Annotated in this window: 21 protein-coding genes; 19 read left to right on the plus strand and 2 right to left on the minus strand. The window is 48.4% G+C overall.

All coding sequences use genetic code 11. From position 1 onward, the window contains the following. Nucleotides 1-50: 50 nt before the first annotated feature. From AOU00_RS17475 to AOU00_RS17525, 11 genes are all read left to right on the plus strand, one after another. Nucleotides 51-1,769, plus strand: coding sequence for an IucA/IucC family protein (locus tag AOU00_RS17475; RefSeq protein WP_237166401.1), 1,719 nt, complete (start codon nt 51-53; stop codon nt 1,767-1,769). Continuing rightward, the gene (locus tag AOU00_RS17480) at nt 1,757-3,541 is read left to right on the plus strand and encodes an IucA/IucC family protein (RefSeq protein WP_069291204.1); all 1,785 of its coding nucleotides are present in this window, start codon (nt 1,757-1,759) and stop codon (nt 3,539-3,541) included. The genes AOU00_RS17475 and AOU00_RS17480 overlap by 13 nt, the downstream gene beginning before the upstream one ends. Beyond that, complete coding sequence (locus tag AOU00_RS17485; protein WP_069291205.1) at nt 3,538-4,314, plus strand: HpcH/HpaI aldolase family protein; 777 nt, start codon at nt 3,538-3,540, stop codon at nt 4,312-4,314. Before AOU00_RS17480 ends, AOU00_RS17485 begins: the two co-directional genes overlap by 4 nt. Continuing rightward, on the plus strand, nt 4,311-5,564 hold the full coding sequence (locus AOU00_RS17490; protein ID WP_069291206.1) for a type III PLP-dependent enzyme: 1,254 nt from the start codon (nt 4,311-4,313) through the stop codon (nt 5,562-5,564). Before AOU00_RS17485 ends, AOU00_RS17490 begins: the two co-directional genes overlap by 4 nt. Beyond that, nucleotides 5,524-7,446, plus strand: a complete 1,923-nt coding sequence (locus AOU00_RS17495) for an IucA/IucC family protein (RefSeq protein WP_069291207.1) — start codon at nt 5,524-5,526, stop codon at nt 7,444-7,446. Before AOU00_RS17490 ends, AOU00_RS17495 begins: the two co-directional genes overlap by 41 nt. Before the next feature lie 218 nt (nt 7,447-7,664). Then, nucleotides 7,665-8,006 carry an iron-sulfur cluster biosynthesis family protein gene (locus AOU00_RS17500; protein WP_069291208.1) on the plus strand — a complete coding sequence of 114 codons (342 nt, stop codon included), beginning with the start codon at nt 7,665-7,667 and terminating at the stop codon, nt 8,004-8,006. Between the two features lie 209 nt (nt 8,007-8,215). Further along, nucleotides 8,216-8,773 (plus strand): SLOG family protein, encoded by a 558-nt coding sequence (locus tag AOU00_RS17505; RefSeq protein ID WP_069291209.1) that lies wholly within the window; start codon nt 8,216-8,218, stop codon nt 8,771-8,773. Between the two features lie 157 nt (nt 8,774-8,930). Beyond that, nucleotides 8,931-10,796, plus strand: coding sequence for a rhamnogalacturonan lyase (locus tag AOU00_RS17510; protein ID WP_420488431.1), 1,866 nt, complete (start codon nt 8,931-8,933; stop codon nt 10,794-10,796). A 175-nt stretch (nt 10,797-10,971) separates the two neighbouring features. Continuing rightward, complete coding sequence (locus AOU00_RS17515) at nt 10,972-11,205, plus strand: hypothetical protein (protein WP_069292074.1); 234 nt, start codon at nt 10,972-10,974, stop codon at nt 11,203-11,205. Between the two features lie 111 nt (nt 11,206-11,316). Then, entirely contained in the window at nt 11,317-12,186 is an 870-nt protein-coding gene (locus AOU00_RS17520; RefSeq protein ID WP_069291210.1) for a DL-endopeptidase inhibitor IseA family protein, read from the plus strand. 90 nt (nt 12,187-12,276) lie between these two features. Further along, entirely contained in the window at nt 12,277-12,522 is a 246-nt protein-coding gene (locus tag AOU00_RS17525) for an HPr family phosphocarrier protein (RefSeq protein WP_023987189.1), read from the plus strand. Between the two features lie 76 nt (nt 12,523-12,598). Here the strand turns inward: AOU00_RS17525 and AOU00_RS17530 are convergent, their stop codons facing one another. Next, nucleotides 12,599-13,387 carry a formate/nitrite transporter family protein gene (locus AOU00_RS17530; RefSeq protein WP_029517571.1) on the minus strand — a complete coding sequence of 263 codons (789 nt, stop codon included), beginning with the start codon at nt 13,385-13,387 and terminating at the stop codon, nt 12,599-12,601. Nucleotides 13,388-13,476: 89 nt separating this feature from the next. Continuing rightward, nucleotides 13,477-14,259 carry a Cof-type HAD-IIB family hydrolase gene (locus AOU00_RS17535; protein ID WP_069291211.1) on the minus strand — a complete coding sequence of 261 codons (783 nt, stop codon included), beginning with the start codon at nt 14,257-14,259 and terminating at the stop codon, nt 13,477-13,479. 198 nt (nt 14,260-14,457) lie between these two features. Between AOU00_RS17535 and AOU00_RS17540 the strand changes: the two genes are divergently transcribed. The 8 genes from AOU00_RS17540 (at nt 14,458) to AOU00_RS17575 (ending at nt 21,708) form a co-directional block, all read left to right on the plus strand. Next, nucleotides 14,458-15,489 (plus strand): WXG100 family type VII secretion target, encoded by a 1,032-nt coding sequence (locus tag AOU00_RS17540; protein ID WP_069291212.1) that lies wholly within the window; start codon nt 14,458-14,460, stop codon nt 15,487-15,489. Between the two features lie 430 nt (nt 15,490-15,919). Then, entirely contained in the window at nt 15,920-16,366 is a 447-nt protein-coding gene (locus AOU00_RS17545) for a tellurite resistance TerB family protein (protein WP_013308968.1), read from the plus strand. Between the two features lie 28 nt (nt 16,367-16,394). Beyond that, complete coding sequence (locus AOU00_RS17550) at nt 16,395-16,988, plus strand: TerD family protein (RefSeq protein ID WP_061831758.1); 594 nt, start codon at nt 16,395-16,397, stop codon at nt 16,986-16,988. A gap of 46 nt (nt 16,989-17,034) precedes the next feature. Then, a complete protein-coding gene (locus AOU00_RS17555; RefSeq protein ID WP_061831757.1) occupies nt 17,035-17,610 on the plus strand; it encodes a TerD family protein in 576 nt (191 codons plus the stop codon). A gap of 32 nt (nt 17,611-17,642) precedes the next feature. Further along, nucleotides 17,643-18,224: a TerD family protein gene (locus tag AOU00_RS17560; protein WP_023987194.1), complete on the plus strand. Its 582-nt coding sequence runs from the start codon at nt 17,643-17,645 to the stop codon at nt 18,222-18,224. A gap of 102 nt (nt 18,225-18,326) precedes the next feature. Further along, entirely contained in the window at nt 18,327-19,592 is a 1,266-nt protein-coding gene (locus AOU00_RS17565) for a TerD family protein (RefSeq protein ID WP_069291213.1), read from the plus strand. Between the two features lie 26 nt (nt 19,593-19,618). Then, a complete protein-coding gene (locus AOU00_RS17570) occupies nt 19,619-20,353 on the plus strand; it encodes a TerC family protein (RefSeq protein ID WP_023987196.1) in 735 nt (244 codons plus the stop codon). Nucleotides 20,354-20,520: 167 nt separating this feature from the next. Beyond that, the gene (locus AOU00_RS17575; RefSeq protein ID WP_069291214.1) at nt 20,521-21,708 is read left to right on the plus strand and encodes an HpcH/HpaI aldolase/citrate lyase family protein; all 1,188 of its coding nucleotides are present in this window, start codon (nt 20,521-20,523) and stop codon (nt 21,706-21,708) included. Nucleotides 21,709-21,738: the final 30 nt, after the last annotated feature.

A 21,738-nucleotide genomic window follows, 5' to 3' on the forward strand; every position in this document is an offset into this window, starting at 1 on the left:
GTCCCTCGTTTTATTTATAACCCGAAAGAAGGTTGGCAACATTGTTCGAGATGGAAAACAGGCTCAGGTCTGAAGCAGAGCAGCAGGCGAATGTACACTCTTGTAAGCTGCTGCTCAATTGTTATCTCCGGGAGCTTGCGGTGGAGAAGGAAGGCGACATTCGGATTAATCCAGATGCGATGACGTACGCAGTTGCTTTTCAGGCCAGCGGGGTGACGATAACCGGACAATTAGCGTATTACTCGGCTATGGGTGAGCATGAGTACCGAAACATACAACAGCTTCACGGGCAAGCGGTGCATTATCAGGACCTGGTTCGCTGGATCACCCGGGAGCTGAGTGAAGACACGGCGTATGGAAACAGTCGGCATGAGCAAGGTGGGTTGACCCGTGCGGCTGCTGTGCGTGATTTTGCGGAAAAGGTAGATAACAGCGTGAATAATCTTGCGCTGTATATCGAGCAGGCTGCTGGACTTGGCATGTATGATTACTGTACTTCCGAACAGTCTCTGGTGTATGGACATCCCTTTCATCCGTTTCCAAAAAACTCCAAAGGTTTCACTGAACACGACGTACGGATGTACAGCCCGGAACTGCGTACCTCGTTCCAACTCTGTTACGTTGCTGTGAGGAAGGACGTATATAGGCAGGAATGGGTAGATGATCCCACCAGGATCAATCTGCATGCTAGCCTGCACGGGCATGTGGAACAAGTTTGGGAAGCGGAGTGCGGTGAGCATGGGGATGAGTATGAACTGCTGCCTGTCCATCCCTGGCAGTATACGTACGTGTTGAGCATGTCCGAGGTCCAGCAGTATATTCTGGACAAGAAACTCATTCCGATAGGCAGCTGTGGACCGAGGGCCTACCCGACCTCCTCGGTACGCACCGTCTATATCCCAGAGCTAAATTGCAATATCAAGCTGTCGCTGAACATACAGATTACCAACATGATTCGCACCAATAGTGCGGAGCAGATGCGAAGGACGCTGGACGCCTCCAGGTACGTCAGGCAGCAGAATTGCTTCGGTGCAGATCAGCATACGCTTATTGCCTATGAGACAGGTGTAGCCACTTGTGATTTTCAGGAGGAAGAATTAACGAGTCTGTTTACTGTCGCATACAGACCGATTGAGTTTGACCCGGAATGTACTTATGTCCTGTCGAGTCTGGTAGAAGCTCCCTTGCCGGGAATGCAATCACGACTCATGACGATGCTGGGTGGCGTACGTGCTGAAGCCGAGCGCTGGTTTGCACGTTATCTGACCTTGTCTTTGCTGCCCATTGTACGAGCGGCCGGAGAGCGAGGCATTCACTTTGAAGCTCATTTGCAAAATACTCTCGTGACGCTAAGAGACGGAATGCCTGAGGCATTTATCGTGCGTGACTTGGAAGGAGTCAGTGTCGATGAGGAGCTGATGCATGAGGTGGATACCGATCCCTCTAAATTGTTGTTTTATCCACGGGACAAGGCTTGGGCGAGGACATCCTATTACTTTATCATCAATCATTTGGGTTCCCTCATTCATGCGATGGCAAGGGATGTGAACGTACCGGAGGAGCATTTCTGGACAAAGGTTCGCGAAGTGCTGGTGAAGGAACTAGACCGAACTGGAAACGTATATGTGCGGCATTTGCTGACCGCGGACAGTTTTCTGGCGAAACAAAATCTGGTGAGCTGTCTCAAGGGGATCAGTCAGACCCCGGCGTATGTGCCGGTGAGCAATATAATGAACCGAATAGGGAGTGAAGTGGCGTGGGGTTCATAGGGTACAGGGCTGAGAAAGGTCACAAGACGGCAGTATACACGGATGTACAGGAACGGATCATGCGGCAGACGCTGGAAGCCATGTGGTTCGAGGGTATCCTTGACTGTAAGGTGGATGGGAACGAATGGCGCACTGTGGGGCGGAATACGTCAGGGCAGGCTGTGACATACAGCTGTGAGGCGGAGCAGAAATTTTCATTTGGCCGAGTGAAGGTGGCGAAGGGCTCGATTCGAAGAGAGGGCGTGCCCTGCACCGATCTGGATCTGTTTCTGGAGGAAATGGTACTGAACCTTCTGGAGGGTGCGAATGTGACGGCCTTCATTCAGGAATTGCTGGAGACGATGGCGAAGGACAGCCAGTGCCGGGCTTTGCTGCCTGAGAAGATTCCGGATAAAGACCGACACTATGATGCCCTCGAAAGCCATATGAGCGACGGTCATCTCTACCATCCAAGCTACAAGTCGAGGCTTGGCTTCACCCTAAAAGACAATCTTGCTTACGGTCCAGAGTTTAACTCGGATGTGACCGTATACTGGATTGCCGTGAAAGAAGGACTTGTGCAAACGGCTCTCTCCACAGGCTACACGTCAGAACAGTTGGTGAGACAACATCTCACAGAGGCGGATATCAGCCGATTTGATCGGATGCTTCAGTCGGAAGATACTGAGGGGAATCGCTATATATTCATTCCTGTTCATCCATGGCAATGGGAACACCAGCTGGAATCGGTGTTTGCCCGGCAACGAATGGACAAAGATATCGTTTTTCTCGGCCCTTCGGCATCAGCTTATCGCGCCCAGCAGTCCATTCGTTCCCTGTCGAACCGAATGAATCCAGAAGCGCCTTATCTCAAGCTGGCACTGAGTATTACCAATACGTCCAGTACACGTATTCTCGCACAACACACGACCCAGAACGCACCGCTGATCAGCGACTGGCTGGAAGCACTCATTCGGGAGGATGAGTTGCTGCAACGGGAACAGTTTGCCATTCTGAAAGAAATCATGGGACTCTCGCTCCGGTACGAGAACTTGCCTGCAATCCAGTATGGACGAGCGTATGGCACAATCGGGGCGATCTGGCGTGAAAATGTATCTGTTCATCTGCAAGAAGGCGAGACAGCTTGGCCCTTAAATGCACTTATGCTAGTACAGTCGAACGGGGTACCGTTTATCCAGGGTGCAGTTGAGCGTCATGGCATTCAGAAGTGGAGTGAAGCCCTCGTTCGAACGGTATCGCTGCCCATTATTCATCTGCTCTATGCACACGGCATTGCGCTGGAATCGCATGCCCAGAACATCATTCTGGTGCTGGAAAATGATCTGCCGAAACGGATTATCATCAAGGATCTTCACGATGGTGTCCGCTATGTACCTGAGAAGTTGCTGAACCCAGAAAGAGCCCCGAAGCTGCACCCCGAACCGGAGACCCATCACAAGTTCAATCGGTATTCCTTTATCTACGCAAGTGATGTGTCGGAAGTCCGGGACTATACGTATGATGCGTTCTTTTTTATCTGCATGACGGATATTGCGCTGACGCTGGAGAAGTTCGGTCTGACGGAAGAAGCGTTCTGGCAACTGTGCGCGGCTACGATTATGGACTACCAGCGGGAGCATCCAGAGTATGAGGAGCGGTTCGAGTGGTTTGATCTTTTTGCTGAGGATGCGCTGATTGAAGAGATGACCAAGCGCCGCCTGTATGGGGACGGGGAGTTGTATTTCCGTAAGGTCAGCAACCCGCTGAAGTTGGCGAAGGACATTTTCGGATGAGAACCAACAAGCTGAAGGAGAAAATTGAACGTAAACAGCCGGTGTTCGGCCTTTTTGTCTCTATCCCGCATCCGGTCATCATCGAGATGATTGGACATGCGGAGTATGATTTTGTAATTATCGACCTGGAACATGCCGCAACGAATATGGAATCGGTGGAAGAGCTGGTTCGTGCTGCGGAACTGGCAGGGATGACCCCGCTGGTACGCATCTCAAAGGTAGAGCGAGTAGAGATTCTAAAGGTATTGGATTGCGGCGCACAAGGCATCGTCATACCTCATGTGGAACAGCGGGAGCAGGTGGAGGAAGCGGTTCGTCATGCGTATTATCATCCGCTTGGCATGCGGAGCCTGAACAGTGGGCGACCGGGGGTATTCGGCAAGTATCCACTCACTGGGTATATTCAGGAAGCGAATGAACAGGTGATGGTTGTACCGATGATCGAAAGTGTGGAGGGCGTCCGGCAAAGTGCGAGCATTCTATCTCATCCCCAGGTGAGCTGGGTATTGGAGGGGGCGGCAGACCTGTCGCAATCACTTGGCGTACCGTGGCAGACGGAACATCCAGACGTGCAACGTTCGCTAGGTGCATTACATGAAGCCGCGAAGCAGTGCCAGGTACCGTATGCAACGGTGGCCAGAAGCAAGGAAGGCATGGCGCTGTGGGCGGAACGGGGGGCATACATATACGTGTTGGGCGATGACCGGAATACGGCTTTTCGGGCGTACGAACAGAAACGGAATGACTATGGAAATGCGGGTGGACTGATATGAAATCAAGCGTATGGACTATGATCCATGAACTGCAAAAAGATAGTGAAGACCCGGTATGTGCTTATGTTTACGATCTGGCTGGTATTCAGGAGCAGGTCCGTCACATGCTGCACACGCTGCCTGGAGGCATACGGCTGTTCTATGCCATAAAGGCCAATCCCGATTCTCGAATTATTGAGGCTTTGCTGCCCTGGGTTCACGGGTTCGAGGTAGCTTCCATTGGCGAGTTGCTTAAGGTGAGGAGCGTAAGTAGTGAGGTTCCAATCCTGTTTGGCGGTCCGGGGAAAAAAGAGAATGAGTTGAAGCAGGCTATCGAGCATCAGGTGCGTTTTATTCATGTGGAGAGCCTGCTGGAACTGCGGCGTGTCATCGCCATTGCTACAAGGAGAGGAGAGGAAGTTCGCGTTCTGCTGCGGATCAATCTAAGAAGTAGCACATTGCCACGGACCCGGATTGTAATGGGCGGTGGTCCGAGTCCATTCGGCATGGATGAGGAGAGCGTGGAGGAAGCAGTCCGGGTCATTCGTGAGGAAGGTGCGGGTTCGGTGCGTTTATGCGGATTTCATTTTCACTCGTTATCGAACAATGTGGACGCAAGACTGCATGCCGAGATGATCGAGCTGTATTTGCAAAAGGCGGAGATGTGGCAGCAGACATATGACCTGCATCTTGAAGTAATTAACGCTGGAGGCGGGTTTGGTGTCACATATGATGGTAGCCCCGGGTTCGATTGGTCCCTGTTCACATCCCTGATTGAGCGAAGTGAAGCTAGAGGGCGCCTTGCTTCACGCGGCATACAGTTGTATTTCGAGCCGGGTCGCATGCTTGTCGCTGACCACGGTTATTATGCGGCAGAGGTTACGGATATCAAAACATCGCATGGTCAGCATTTTGCCGTGTTAAGAGGAGGTACACATCATAATCGTCTGCCCGCATCATGGGGACACAACCATCCATTTCACATTATGTCTACGGACCGTTGGGGGCATTCGTTTGCAAGACCAGAGGTACGGGACAACAAAGTTCACGTGGTCGGAGAACTGTGCACACCCAAGGATCGTATGCATTCAGATGCGGAAGTAGAGCGGCTACGTGTAGGCGATATTATTGTGTTCGAGAAGTCGGGAGCCTATTGCTGGACCATCTCGCATCATGATTTTCTGGGTCATCCGCACCCGGCATTCCATTATTTGACGGAGGACGACAACCATGTCAACAGTGATGAAGCGTGCCAGTCTGCAAGACGCTGAGCGCCGGATTATGGAGGATCTGATCAATGCATTTCTGACCGAGCAATTGCTTCCGCTGGAAGGGCATCCGTTCATTGAACTCTCTACTTCACCAGAACCGTTCCGCCGAATGTTTCTGGGGGATGGTAATGGAGGTCCTCCGCAGAGCGGACGAGGAATAGCTGACGGACTCGACGGCAATGTCGCAGGCAAGGATAAGCAGGATGAGAATGGAACAGGTAGGCATAGTGGACAGCTTATGTTGCATCTGAAAGGGATTTTGTTTCTGGTGGAAGCAGGAAAAAGGCAGGGATATCAATGGGTACAAGGTTCACCTGTCTATGGAGAGACACCGGATGGAGGCTGGAAGCTCCTTGAATCTCCAGCAGTCGTAGGACAGGGTGTGCTTCGGATGACGCTTTCCGATGAAGCATACGCGCATCCCGGGGTTGCGGAATTCTTGACAGGCGTGGAAATAGCCACCGAGCAATTGGCACTGGGACTCCAGCAAGTGCAAGGGCTGGGAGAACAAGTTCCGTTCATTGCCTACGATTGGTTTATCAAGGGAGAGCAGGTTGCAGCGCTACGAGATCGTCCATTTCACCCCACCTCTAAGGCCAAGGTGGGATTCACAGAAGCGGATGTGGCCCGGTATGCAGCGGAATTCAGGAAGGAGATCCCGCTGCGATGGGTGGCGGTGCGTTGGGATGCCGTACAACAGGGATGTGGGGAAGGGCTGTCCACACTGGATGTACTGGATGAAGAACAGCGGAGCAGGCTGGAAGCAGAATTGGCCCGGAAAGGCCTGAATCTGCAAGAATACATGCCCATGCCAGTACATCCATGGCAGATGGAGCATATCATCTTGCCGCGTTTTACTGGAGAGATCGCGGACGGCACCATCATTGTACTGGATATCGAATTGGGAGAGGTGCAGGCGACATCGTCCCTGCGCTCGATGGCTCCGATGGAGGAATCCACACAGATGCTCAAGCTTCCGGTCAGTGTGTTGTCTCTCGGGGCCGCCCGCTATCTCCCGGTGGTGAAGCTGCTGAATGGTTTGGCTGGGGAGAAGATATTACGACAGGCGGTGGCCTGTGATGAATCGCTCACAGGTAAAGTGTGGCTCTGCGAGGAACGGAACTGGTGGGGATACATGCCGGAATCCATGGGATTGTTCGATGATCATCCTCGCCATCTGGCCGCCCAGATTCGCATCTATCCGCCAATGTTGCTGGAAGAAGGTGTGCAGGTCATTCCCATGGCTGCGCTTGGGGTGACGCTGGAAGGTCGCCATATGTTATCCGACCTGCTGGGCAGAGCGTTAACCAGTGAAGAGGTTATAGGGTTCTACACCGATCTAACGGCGTTATTCTATGATGTGGTGATGCGGTTGTTCAAGGTAGGTGTTGTACCCGAAATTCACGGTCAGAACTGCTGCGTGGTCCTGCGGGACGGACAGGTGAACGGCCTGTTATTCCGTGACCACGATTCCGTACGTTTGCATCAGCCGTATCTGGACAAACACGGCATTGCGGACCCGGGTTATCATATTCGGCCAGGATACTCGAACAGCTTGTATAATGAGACGATCCGCAAGCTGATCTTCTACGTGCAGTCGCTGGGCACGCAGGTAAACCTGGCTGCGATTATGGAAGCGCTAAGCGAGGTGTATCCTATCCCGGAAGCGAAGTTATGGGATATTACCGAGCAGGCGTGGAAGGAAGCGCTACGGGTGGTGCCGCTTCCCGAAGCTGACCGGGCCGAGCTGTTCCAAGCGGTATTCGAGAGCAGGGAATGGCCGGTGAAGCTCATTGTGCGTCCGCTGCTGGAAGCGGACGGGGTGCCTGGGGCGATGCCATCGGGCAAAGGCACAGGGCATAATCCTTTTTACAAAGGATAGAGTTGTGGCTAGAATGTTAGTTTAGATAGGGTGGGCGATGACGGAGGTGACCCGGTGTAATCGGGTTGCCTTTTTTAGGTAAGAGTTCATTGATAGCAGTGAGTGCAGTCACATAGACACATACAAAAACATGACTATAATGAACACATAGTTAAAATTTAGTCTTTATGGAGCTGACGGCTCCAAACATCTCACTTACAAAGGAGAGAATTCATCTCATGAGCATACATTTAGAATTGGATTCCTTGTCCGTTGAAAGGCTAGAAATGGCCCTTTCAGGACGACCGGGAATGTTCAAGTTGTTTTATGACACCGAGGATTGCGGATGCAATGGCGTACTTGTCATCTTGGTTGTCACTACGCCGAATGCAACTGATAAAGTAGTTCAGTCTGAGCCTTATTCTTTTTGGGTAGATCGCCAGCAGGAGCAGCAGTTCGATAGCAGAATGCGGCTTGAGGCAGACCCTAGTTACCCGTCATTCAAGCTAAGCAGTGATGCCGGTATATTTAGTAGCAACATTAGAATTAAAGATGTCCGCATAAAATCGTCTGAGGAGTGATATGGAATGGAAAAGGATAATAGCGATGGGTAAACCATCCATTCAGAACTAGCACCAAACTCCAAAAGACGAACCTGATCCAGCCCAATTGGAAGAGGTTCGTCTTTTGCGTTATATACAATTCGTTCCTCAAAAAAACGAAGTGTTTAGTGGGCTGCTCTGAAGTGGTACAATAACCTTTATGATAATCGGAGAAGGACGTTGAGAAGATGAAAAACTTGCTCGTTTCGGGCTATCGTGCCCATGAGCTGAATATTTTCAGTCAGAAGCACGAAGGCATTCCATATATTAAAAAGGCGATTGCAGGCAGGCTTATTCCCCTGATTGAAGAAGGGCTGGAATGGGTGATTACCCCCGGTCAATACGGGGTGGATTTGTGGGCCTGTGAGGTCGTTACTGCACTAAAACAGCAATATCCCCACCTGAAATGCTCTATTATGATGGCTTATCAAAATATGGAAGAGAAATGGAAAGAGGACAAAAAGGAATATTTTCAGCAGATTTGTGCCGAAGTTGACTATGTGGGAGTAGTTAGTCGTCAGCCCTATCAGGGAATATGGCAACTCAAGGCACGGGATGAACTCCTTTTCCGCAAAACAGACGGTTTATTGCTTGTTTACGATGAGGATGCCGGAGAGGGCAGCCCACGTTTTATGAAGGAACTTGCATTGAAAAAACAACAGGCAGAGGACTATCAGTATATCAGCATCAGCTCGGAGGATATCCAGAGTATCGCGGATGAAGAAAGATTATTCATGGACCTCTGATTTTTAAAGCATTAGCCCGGATTTTTGAACAAAAAGGACGTGCTCGTCCCTTTACATCAATGTAAGCGCTATCATAAAATTTAAACAACAATAACTTATCAGTCACATAAAATAAATTTATTGAAAATACAAACCATGAAAGGAGCTAATGATTCAGATGAACAAAAGGTTTCGGTATACTGCGTTGCTCTGTCTCGGTGTTATGTTGAGTGGAGTGGTCACCCCGATGGATAGCCAGGTCTCTGCTGCCTCTACGAGGCAAATGGAAAAGCTGAACCGTGGAGCCGTCGCTGTTAAGGTGCGTGAGGGTGTACTGGTGAGCTGGCGCTTGCTGGGCACGGAAGCGGATTCGGTCGGCTTTAATTTGTACAGAGGGACAAGCAAGGTGAACGATGCGCCGATTACATCGAGAACCAACTTTTTGGACAAGGCAGGTACGACCTCATCTTCGTATATCGTTCGTGCCGTGGTCAATGGAGCAGAGCAGGCCGCTTCTCCTGCGGTGAAGGTATGGAACAACAACTATCTGGATGTTCCGATCCAGCAGCCCGCGGGAGGCACAACCCCGGATAATGTGAACTACACGTACCACGCCAATGATGCCAGCGTAGGGGATCTCGATGGAGATGGCGAGTATGAGATTGTGTTAAAATGGGACCCTTCCAATGCCAAGGATAATTCGCAATCCGGTTATACAGGAAATGTATTTTTGGATGGCTACGAGCTGGATGGAACACGCAAATGGCGGATCGACCTGGGACGGAACATACGGGCTGGAGCCCACTACACGCAATTTCTCGTTTATGATTTTGATGGAGATGGCAAAGCAGAGATCGTATGCAAAACAGCAGACGGCACGTTAGATGGTACAGGTGTAAAGATTGGGGACGCTTCGGCTGATCATCGAAACACGAGCGGATATATTTTAAAAGGTTCCGAGTTTCTAACTGTGTTCTCAGGTGATACAGGCAAGGCTCTTAGTACGATTGACTATGTGCCACCGCGCGGAACGGTATCGAGCTGGGGAGACAATTATGGTAACCGTGTAGATCGTTTTCTTGCCGGGGTTGCTTATCTGGATGGCGTGAGACCCAGCATTGTGATGGCACGTGGTTATTACACCCGCACCGTTCTGGTCGCATATGATTGGCGGAACGGCAACCTGAGCCGACGCTGGACCTTTGACAGCAACAGCTCCACCAATGCTGGAACGGCTGGACAGGGGAACCACAGTTTGAGCGTGGCGGATGTGGATGGAGATGATAAGGATGAGATCGTGTATGGCTCGCTGGTTGTAGACGATAACGGAGCGAAGCTGGCTAACACGGGGATGGGGCATGGAGATGCACTTCATGTTGGCGATCTGGACCCCGACCGTTCAGGTTATGAAGTGTTCAAGGTGAACGAGGACAAAAATGCCACCTACGGAGCTGCCATGTACGACCCGCGTAATGGAAATATTTTATGGGGCGTAAATACAGGCAAGGATACCGGAAGAGGCATGTCGGCAGACATTGACCCGCGGACTAAAGGGAACGAGCAGTGGGCACCGGGTATTGGTTTGCGTTCAGCCAAGGGACAGCTCATTACCAACACGCTACCGTCATCCATTAATTTTGGCATCTGGTGGGATGGGGATCTCCTCCGTGAACTGCTGGATCATACCTCATCAAGCGCTGGAAAAATAGACAAGTGGAACTATACGAACTCGACTACTTCCAACTTGCTTACGGCAACAGGAACGAGTTCCAATAACGGAACCAAAGGAACGCCGTCCTTGCAGGCCGATCTGTTCGGTGACTGGCGTGAGGAAGTCATTTGGCGCAAAAGTGATAATTCGGCGCTGCGTATCTACACAACACCATACGAGTCAGAACACCGATTCTACACGCTTATGCATGATCCAGTGTATCGCCTGAGTGTTGTCTGGCAGAACGTAGCTTATAATCAGCCGCCGCACACCGGGTTTTATCTGGGAGAAGGGATGTTCAAGCCCCAGCAGCCGAATATATATACTCCTTGATATGTCGTTCGGTAGTGGTCTGAAAGCAGGTAGAATGAACAAGAACAGAGAGGGCTCCAAGCTAATTGGAGCTCTTTTTGTCATGACAGCCCACAAGATAACGTATGATTTCCATAAAAATGGGAACATTAGTTCTTATTGGTGGAACATATGTATGAAAAAGGAGGCGGAATCGGTGAGTTCTTTAACGACTGAAGCCATGATCGAGCTCGTAACTAATGTCGGATTCCCTGCTGCATTAAGTCTAATTCTGTTAAAATACATTCTCGTCACTTTGAGTCGCAGATTGGAGGAGCTGGACCGATCTGTTAAGCAAATGTCGCTATCCTTGGAAGAGATGGAGGCAAAGCAGTTGAAACAGTCAGAACAACCGTCCCCGGCAAATACGGACAAACTTCGTGCAGAATGAACAAAAAAAGGCAAATAGAAACAATTTAGCAACCCAATCGAGAAGCGAAATTCTTATAATAGAAACGTGTGCAGTTTATGCAGACATATGATTATGGAGGTGTATATGAGTATGAAAATAAATACGAAGCTATCCGCGCTATGCATTGCGGCCACACTTATGAGCGTGGCGCAGGCCGCCGCTGCCGCGTCCGCCGTGACTGCTCCAGCGAAAGCGACGCAACCGAGCGTGGCCAGTCCGGCCGCATCCGTCCCAGCTCAGGTGCCAGCACCCGTAGCGTCTGCGCCGGCTACGACGCCAGCCCCGGCGCAAGCGCCGTCGGTTCCAGCCACCTCGACCCCGGCCGCAGCCGCAGGTTCTGCCAAAGCCGCTACACCCGCAGCTCCGTCTGCACCAGCACAGCGTCCATCCACATCGGTAGCGCCAGCGGCTGCTCCGTCCGTACCGTCGACTGTGAAGCCGTCTAAGCCGCAACAGCCGTCCACTTCGGCGCCAGCAGCCGCGGCTTCCAGCGTGAAACCGACGCAGCTGGACAAGCTGAATCACGAGAGTGCGGTTCCGCTTGTGCTGGAGGCGCAGTCTCGTTATCAGTATGCGATCAGTGGTGGCAGCCCGGTGGGTGAGGCGTTCCAGTTGAACGGTAAAAGCTACCGCTATCTGTCCGAGGATATCGGCACGAAGACCAAGCTGATCAACTATTTGACGCAGGCCTATACCAAACAGGCCAGTGAGCAATTTGTCGGCAAATTTTTCGTTGAAGTCAACGGCAGACTAGCTCAGTTGAACGCAGATGGCGGAAATTTGCTAGAGTTCAGCCGGGCTACGGCGAAAATGGTAACCATGACTCCGGTGAAGCGCAGCTACCTGCTGACCGTGCCTTATCCGGCAGAAACCAAGCAGGCGAATGCGAAAATCACCGTGAATTTTGAAAAGGTCGGCAGCTACTGGAGAATCAGCTCCGCGCCGCATGTCATTTTCTAAATTAAGATTTTGCAACAAGCTTCATATGGGGTAAAGTGATGTTAAGGCTTGTTTCGTAAGCCCCAATTCAATGCAGGGGAGTGCTGTGCAATGATGACACCCATCAAGGTAAAAGACGTTAAGGATATTGAAAAAATCAATCAAATCGTTTCGAATTATACCTATGATATCTGGATTCATGGCAAAAGCGGCATGGCAGATGCCAAATCCATTTTAGGCATGTATGTGCTGAAGCTGGATGAACCGCTAACTCTGGTTGTACCTGACAATGTTAATCCCAAGAAGCTGTTCAAGGAGTTGGAGGAATTTATCCATTTTCCTGCTCAAGAAGGATAAGAGGCAAGAAAGCACCTGCTCTATTACTAAAATAACGCAAAGAAGCCGTGGAACCTAAGTCCCACGGCTTCTTTTTTTAGTGTTCTTTCTCGTCCAAAAACGGGAGATTCACCGAATAGTACATAACCCCCATAAGCAGCACGCCGCCAACCAGATTTCCGAGCGTGACCGGAACGAGATTATGGATCACGCCAGCGACAGAAACCGTACCCGGATGATCCAGCACGAGCGCAATGGCGAAAGTACACATATTAGCCACACTATGCTCATATCCCGAAATGAAAAAGCAGAACACAAACAGCATCATGGCAAACATCTTTGCGCCATTTTCCTTCATAAACATTGGAACAAAAAAGGCAAGACATACCAGCCAATTACACAAAATAGCTCGGAAGAATAGCTGCATTGCAGGCGCTTCCATTTTATGCTCAACCACGCTCAGTAGAAAGCTGTTCACGCTGGAGGAGTCAAACAGCCCGGTCAAGTAAATAAGGAGCGCAAATACCCCCGCACCCAGCAAATTACCGCCATAGCTGGCAGCCCATAATCGAAGCACCTGCCCCCAGCGCAGCTTTTTACGGAGCGCAGCATAAGTGTAATAGAAGGTGTTACCTGTAAACAAATCCCCGCCGCCGTAAGCGATCAGAATGATGGCCGCTCCGAACGTGAGTGCCGCCATGGGATAAGTGAATGGAGAATGCTCCATGTAAAAAAAGTTGCCCGTCTTGAAGGCTACAATAACGCCGAACCCGATGAACATACTCGCCAGCATGGAACGTGCCAAATACCGGAGTAGGCTCTGCTTGTAAATTTTGTACTTCTTCATGGCTAGCTGTTCGACATTGCGTAAGCCTTCCGTCTCCATATTTAAGGACAACCTCCTATTTTCTCATATGTAAGTCTTTAAACAGACTTTATTTTTTCCGAAACATGTCCAGTCTATCAGCAATCCTGTTAGCTTAACAAACCAAGTTTTTGCAGTCCGTACAAAATACCGTCTTCATCTGCGCGTTTTGTGACCATTTTAGCTGCGGCTTTGGCTTCATCACAGCCGTTGCCCATCGCGACGCTGTTATGTATAGCTGTCAGCATCTCCACATCATTTAAGCCATCGCCAAAGGCGTATTGATTTTGATCGGCAATGCCCAGTCTGGACGTAATTTCGCGGATGCCCTTCGCTTTGGAGCCAGAATGAGGAACAACGTCCACAGAACTCGGATGCCAGCGCACAAAGTCAAACGCCTTGAATACCGCTTCATAGAAAGGCTCTTCTTCTGCTGTACACATCAACAGCGTCTGATAAATATCTCTTCCTTGGAAATAGAGTGGATCGTATCCAACTGAAATCTTGGCCTTAAGCGTTTGGACCGATCTCTCCACAAGCTCATCGTTAGGGATATTGGCCTTCATATCCATATGATCCATATATACGAGAGCATGATTATGTGTGAGAGCCAGGTCGGTCATCGCTTGCAACGCTTCTCTGTTCAGCGGATTGGTAGCGACCACTTCCCCGCGAAGCACGACATATTGCCCATTAAAGCTGACGTAGGAGTCAATTTCCAACTGCTCGCGAATATCTTTAAACATAAAAGGCGCACGGCCTGTTGCGATGGCCACCTCATGTCCCAGATCTTTCAAAGCAAAGACGGCTTTTTCTGCCGTTAACGGCATTTTCTTGTCATCGTCCAGTAACGTACCGTCGATATCAAAAAAGATAATTTTTTTGTCTGACATGTCCATACACCTGACTTTCAATAATGTATTGTCGAAATGAACTCATATGGATTCATTATATCAAAGGAACTGCTTCTGAATACACAAATACGTATAAATCCTCATGAATGTCCGACCTCTATAGCTTACAATATGAAATAAGGATTACTGTAAAATATAATTTCTATCTCCTATTTTCTTAGATGGGATGTGATCACCATGACAAAAATCCAAGTCACACCGGAGCAGCTGGACAACGTGGCCTCCCAATTTGCCAATGCCCACGGCACACTGTATAACCAGTTAAACGGCCTGGATAGCACAATGAACCGCCTTCACAGCCAGTGGGATGGTATGGAGAGAAATCGTTTTTATAATGACTATCGTACGGCTAAATATACACTTTCTTCGGTATTAAATAAGGTTCAATCCATTGAAATTGAGCTGAAAAGCATCGCTTCGAAGTTTAGAAATGCGGATGGTGAAAGCACACGTGGCTTCTGGACAGCCCTAGCAGCGGCAATGAACGCTAGCGCAGCGCTGGCAGGCAGTGGAGAGGCTGGAGATCATGGTGGAGAAATTGCCAAGCCGCCCAAAAACATAGACGAATGGGATCAGGCAGACGCGGATAAATATCATCAATATGAGGAACTACTGAAAAACGCCGAGGCCATCGGCGACAAGCAGGTTATGCAGAAAATTCACGACCAGATGAATGTCCTGCAGCTGCAATATGAAGACTCGGTTACCCGTACAGATTACAATACAGGAGAGACCTCTAAGATCACATCCGATTCCCTTGTCGCTGTCACCGAACTGACAGGTAAAGACGGAAGCAAGACGGATATATCTATAGATAAAAAAGGGAATGTTGTGAGTTACGAGCAAAATACGGATAAATACGATTACTGGGTCCAAAAGCATACCCAATCCGCCGGAGAGCACGCTCTAGGTAAAACGGCCCAGACCGTCACCGGATATGGAATAGGTCTTATTTTGTCGCGCGGGGCTGGTGTTAGTGGAGCAGGTTCGGGCATCGGTTCTGGCGCAGCCTCCGGCTGGGGGGAACACGTCGTCGGCATTGGTGGCGGCATGCTCAGTGACAAAGTACTTTTCTCTGTACCCGATGAGGGCGAAACCCGTACCATGATCTACCGAACGAATAAAGAAACGGGACATATTGAAAATATGGTCGTTGTCACCAAAGGTGAGAATGAAATGGAGTATCGCTATTGGGAGGATTATAACTAGGTCTTGAGCTGTGAACGATGATAACGTGAATAGGAGTATCTATAAAATCTACAGTCTTTTTTTCTGGAACAGGTGAGCGGCAGTTGGAAACTGTCAACTCGCTAGCTGGAGAAGTCTGTAGATTTTTTTGTTTACCAATTTTTTCGGAGTTGGTGAGAGGCACAGTGCTTCTGTTAAATTGGAAGGCTGTGCCTTTCTATCAACTCTACCATTTCACAGACTTGCAATTGGGGTACCAAATGATGGATGATAGAAGAGGGGATTTTATGTAGAAAATAGGGCTAAAGATAGAGAGGATACCAAGAATAAATAGATCGTATTTACCGTATTTTTGTATATTATTGTAGAAAAAGATCGTAATTCAGGTTATAGTAAAGGAAGAAATTAACTAGGATGCATTTTACTCAAATACGTAATTGTGGAGGTAACCATGAGTACATTTAAAAATTGGCTGAATACAACTAAAAAAGGACTTGGAGACCAAGTTAAAAAATTTAAGAATAAAGATTTTATGGAAGCTGTTGTTGCAGGTTGTGCATTAGTAGCTTTTGCTGACGGTACGATTAGTCCAGAAGAGAAAACAAAAATGGCCGGATACATAAATATCAGTGAAGAATTGAAAGTGTTTGATATGGGTGAGGTCATTAACCGTTTCAATCACTATGTAGCGAACTTTGAATTTTCACCTCAAATCGGTAAACAGGAAGCACTGAAGGCGATTGGTAAATTGAATGGCAAGCCTGAAGTAGGCCGACTCGTCGTTGGCGTATGTAGCGCTATTGGCGCAGCTGATGGTGACTTTGATGCCAATGAGCAGCGAATTGTGGCTGAGATTTGCGGCGCGCTTGGTTTGAATCCGTCTGAATTTAGTCTGTAAATTTTACGGAAGGGAGGTGTGTTAATCAGTGGCTGTAATTAATCTGGTCAAGGGCCAGAAAGTTGATTTGACCAAAGGCAACACAGGACTAACCAAGGTTATAGCAGGATTGGGATGGGACCCTGTACAGTCCAAAGGATTTTTTGGTATCAAGAAGCAACCGAACATTGATTGTGATGCTTCTGCCATTTTGCTGGACGCCAACGGAAAACTGACTCAGTCAGATAACGTAGTGTGTTTCCACAATAAAAAAAGTCCATGCGGCTCTGTCGTGCATTCCGGTGATAATCTGACCGGACAAGGCGACGGTGATGATGAACAAATTGCGATTGACCTGGCACGTATTCCTGCCAATGTCGACAAAGTGCTTGTTGTTGTGAATATATATGATTGCGTAAACCGGAAACAGGATTTCGGCATGATCGAGAAGGCGTATATCCGCATTCTGGATGGTGCTAATTCCAAGGAACTGGTGACGTTTAATTTATCTGATAATTATGAGGGGCTGACCGCACTGGTCTGTGGAGAACTCTATCGTCATAACAACGAATGGAAGTTTGCTGCAATCGGTGAAGGAACCCATGCCGTACATATTGATGTGCTGGCTCAGCGTTATATGTAATTTTAGTTGCTCATACAAAACTTAATGTGAAAAGGGGTTCTTACTCATGGCAATTAACTTATCCAAAGGTCAAAAAATTGATTTGACGAAAACAAATCCAGGTTTGTCCAAAATTATGGTTGGACTCGGTTGGGACACAAACAAATACGATGGCGGTAAAGATTTTGACCTGGACGTATCCGTATTTTTGGCTAATGCGGAAGGTAAAGTAGAATCCGATAAGAACTTTGTCTTTTTTAATAACCCACAAAATGAGAACGGTTCTGTCGTTCATACAGGGGATAACCGCACAGGTGATGGCGACGGAGATGACGAGCAAATTAAAATTGATTTGGGTAGCGTGCCAGCTAACGTTGAAAAGATCGCTTTTACGATTACAATCTATGAAGCACAAGAACGCAGCCAAAACTTTGGACAAGTGTCCCGTGCTTATGCTCGTATCGTAAACGAAGCAAACAATGAAGAATTGATCCGCTTTGATCTGGGAGAAGATTTCTCGATCGAAACAGGCGTTGTTGTAGGCGAACTGTATCGTCATAGCGGTGAGTGGAAGTTCAATGCCATTGGTAGCGGCTACCAAGATGGTCTTGCAGGACTGACACGCGATTACGGTTTGGCATAAAAAAATCTATACAACGAAAGCAGGTATGCGGAATGACCATTAGCCTTTCCAAAGGACAACGTATTGATCTGACCAAAACGAATCCCGGCTTGACTCGTGTCGTTGTAGGTCTTGGATGGGATACGAATAAATACAGTGGTGGCGCAGACTTTGACCTGGATGCTTCGGCTTTCCTACTTTATGAAGACGGTAAAGCTAAAGCAGCGGATGATTTTGTATTTTACAACAACCCGACAGGCGGAGCAGGATCGGTTACTCATACGGGCGATAACCGCACAGGTGAGGGCGATGGGGATGACGAGCAAATCATCGTTGATTTCTCGAAGATTCCTGCGAACATCCACCGTATCGGGATCACGGTTACCATTTATGATTACGAGGCTCGCGCGCAAAACTTTGGTCAAGTGTCCAATGCTTTTGTACGTGTGGTAGATGCGGCAACAGATCGTGAAGTGCTGCGCTACGATTTGGGAGAAGATTTTTCCACCGAAACGGCCGTCGTATTCTGTGAATTTTACCGTCAGAATGCGGACTGGAAATTCCAGGCTATCGGTAGTGGCTTTGCTGGTGGATTGGGTGCGCTTGCTAAAAACTATGGCTTGGACGCTCAATAATATCCACTTGGGGTGGTGTCCATAGGGCGCTACCCTTTCTTTTTAAGCTATTACATTAGCGTACGCTGACACATGACAAACCGACAGAAAGGTGACACAATCATGGCTGTTATCGTAGTAAAGGGACAGAAGGCGGATTTGACGAAAACAAATCCGGGCCTGACCCATGTCAACGTAGGGATTGGCTGGGAGTCCCCAGCGTCTCTGGAGCTGGATACTTCGGCATTTTTGCTGGGTTCTGGAGGAAAAGTATCGGGCGATGAGGACTTAATTTTTTATAACAATCCGACCACGCCCTTTATCACCTATTCAGACGGACAACAGTCCGGTGATAAAAAGCAATTTGCCCTTGATCTGACGCGAATTCCTGCAAATATCGAGAAGATTGCGTTTACGCTGACGATTTATGATGCGGATCAGAAACGGCAAAATTTTGGACAGGTTCAAGGTGGGTTCATTCGTTTTGCTCATCCGGTTAGCGGAGAGGTTTTGCGGTTTAATTTGGACAGTGGATTTACAGTGGAAACGGCGATTGTCATTGGTGAACTGTATCGTCATAACGGAGAATGGAAATTCAACGCGATTGGCGCAGGTTTTTCCGGTGGATTGGATGCGTTGTGCGTTAATTTTGGGATTGAAGTGGAAAATAATCCGGCTCCTCCCACGCCAGTGCCTACACCTCCTCCAGCGCCTCGACCAGCACCAACGCCGCCACCAGTACCACCTGCTCCGAAGCCAGAGCCATCTGCAACACCAGTGAATCTGAATTTGCGAAAAATTGAGCTGAAGAAGAAGGGCGATACCATCAACCTGAAAAAAGGCTCAGGCGGATTGGGTGAAATCCTGATCAATCTGAACTGGAATCAGGTGCAGCAAAGCAAGGGCTTTTTCAATCGCGGTTCCAAGGGTGTGGATCTGGATCTGGGCTGCTTGTATGAGATGAAGAACGGAGATAAAGGCGTTGTGCAAGCGCTCGGGGAAGTTTTCGGTTCTCTAAATCGCTTCCCGTACATTGCTCTGGATGGCGACGACCGTACAGGCTCTGTGAAAACAGGGGAAAATCTTCGCATTAATGGTGCTAAAATTTCTGAAATTAAGCGAATTTTGGTGTTTACCTTCATCTATGAAGGAGTCACGAACTGGTCACAAGCGGACGGGGTAGTCACGCTGTACCAGAAGGATGGGCCGGACATTATCGTTCACATGAATGAACATGACAATCGCAAAGGGATGTGTGCGATTGCCATGATTCAAAATGTAAACGATGAAACGTTCAGCATTGAAAGACTCGTGCAGTTCTATGGCGGCCATCGTGAGTTGGATCGGGCATATAACTGGGGCATGCGCTGGTCGCAGGGTAGCAAATAAATTGAATTATCGGAGGCACTCTTTTCATGTTGAATGATTTGTTTAAAAATATCAGCGAAAACTACGGCCATTTCTTTTCATGGAGTGATGTTGTAGCTACGCTTACTGATCCAGTGAGTTGGGGGATTATAGGAACTCTCATTTTGCTGGAAGGACTTTTATCGGCGGATAACGCCTTGGTTCTCGCAGTTATGGTTAAACACTTACCTAAGGAACAACAGAAGAGAGCCTTATTTTACGGGATTTTGGGTGCGTATATATTCAGGTTCCTGGCTATCGGCTTGGGTACATTCCTGATTAAGTTCACCCTGATTAAGGTACTGGGTGCGGCTTATCTGCTCTATATCGCTTATAAGGGCTTATTCAAGTCCGAAGGTGATGGAGAAGTGAAAAACAAACCTACTTCTTTTTGGAAAACCGTATTAATGGTCGAACTGATGGATATTGCCTTCAGTATTGACAGCGTCATTGCCGCTTTCGGTGTGAGCGAGAAAGTATGGGTTCTGTTCCTGGGTGGTATTCTCGGCGTTCTGATGATGCGTGGTGTTGCTCAAGTGTTCCTCAAGCTCATTGATAAATTTCCGGAACTGGAACAGACAGCCTTTATTATGATCGCCATTATCGGGGGTAAAATGCTGGCTGCTGCTTTTGGCTTTCATATGTCGCAGGTTTTATTCTTCGGCATTTTGATTGCTGTCTTTGTAGGCACAATGGTTATCAGCTCGGCGAAAAGAAAGAAAAAGGCCGACAAAGAGGCTTAATGTACAAAGTATAGCGAAATCCCTCCTGAAACTAAGGGGGGATTTCTTTTATACCCGAAGCACAGGGCTTCAGTCAGGCAAGAAAGAGCAAGAGGAGGGGAAGGGCCCTGAAATATTTTAATGATTTAACCTCTGAGGAAGTAGAAGCGATCTTTTATACTCCACCGTTGGAGTTTCATAACCATTCTCCCAAAAGTATATTGGCTTATGCGATAGGAGCGGCTTTGTACATGCCAGCGACCCGCTCGGAAGTAGCAGAAGAGATCAAAAATGGAAAACATGAAGGGCTAACAACGGTCATTCTGGATCTGGAGGATGCTATAGGGGATCAGCAGGTCGGGCAGGCAGAACAATCGCTGGCACAGCAGCTGCTTCAACTATTGTCCTATGTACGGACGGGGATGATGAGTGAACAGCAATTACCTTTGTTATTTGTGCGTGTGCGCTCTGTGGAGCAGTTGGAACGACTATTGAACGGTTTGGGTGAATCTTTGTCGCTGCTCACGGGCTTTGTCTTACCCAAGTTCTCTTCGGATAATGGACGAGCGTATTTTGCACTCATTGCTGAATATAACCGGAATATGCATACAGGGGCAGGAAGCGAAAGCAACATGCCTGTGCTGTATGGATTACCGATTCTTGAAAGCTCCAAAATTATTTATCGGGAAACCCGCTGGAATGAGCTGCTGTCGATTAAGGAAATTTTGGACGAGTACCAGGAATATGTGCTCAATGTACGAATTGGGGCAACCGATTTCTCCAGCCTATATGGACTGAGACGCAGCCCGGATATTACGATTTATGAAATTGCCGTCATTCGGGATTGCATCGCAGATATTATTAACTTGTTTGGACGCGTGGGCTCAAATTATGTCATTTCCGGTCCTGTGTGGGAATATTTTTCTCACCGAGAACGTGTCTTTAAACCTCAATTAAGAGTGTCTCCTTTCGAAGATGCACTTGGAAAGCCGGGACGACACTTGCGGATGGACTTCATCTCAGATGCCGTAGACGGACTGATCCGAGAAGTTATGATGGACAAGGAGAATGGGATTATTGGCAAAACGATTATTCATCCCTCCCATATTAAACCGGTACAGGCCATGTATGCGGTGACACATGAAGAGTATATGGATGCACTTGAAATTGTTGAGCGTAACGACGGTAGTCTGGGTGTATTCAAAAGTACCTATGCCAACAAAATGAATGAAATTAAGCCGCATTTGAATTGGGCTCATCGTATTATCAATAGATCAAAAGTATACGGGGTGTTACATGAACAACAACATTTTGTCAGTCTCTTACCCAACCACGAAAACACATCTGCTGCCAATTCTGGAGCAGTTCGGCGTTAAAATTACGGAGACACATAATCCATTCCGCCT

Origin of the sequence: Paenibacillus polymyxa (assembly GCF_001719045.1) — a bacterium.
In the GTDB taxonomy this organism is placed as follows: Bacteria; Bacillota; Bacilli; order Paenibacillales; family Paenibacillaceae; genus Paenibacillus; species Paenibacillus polymyxa_B.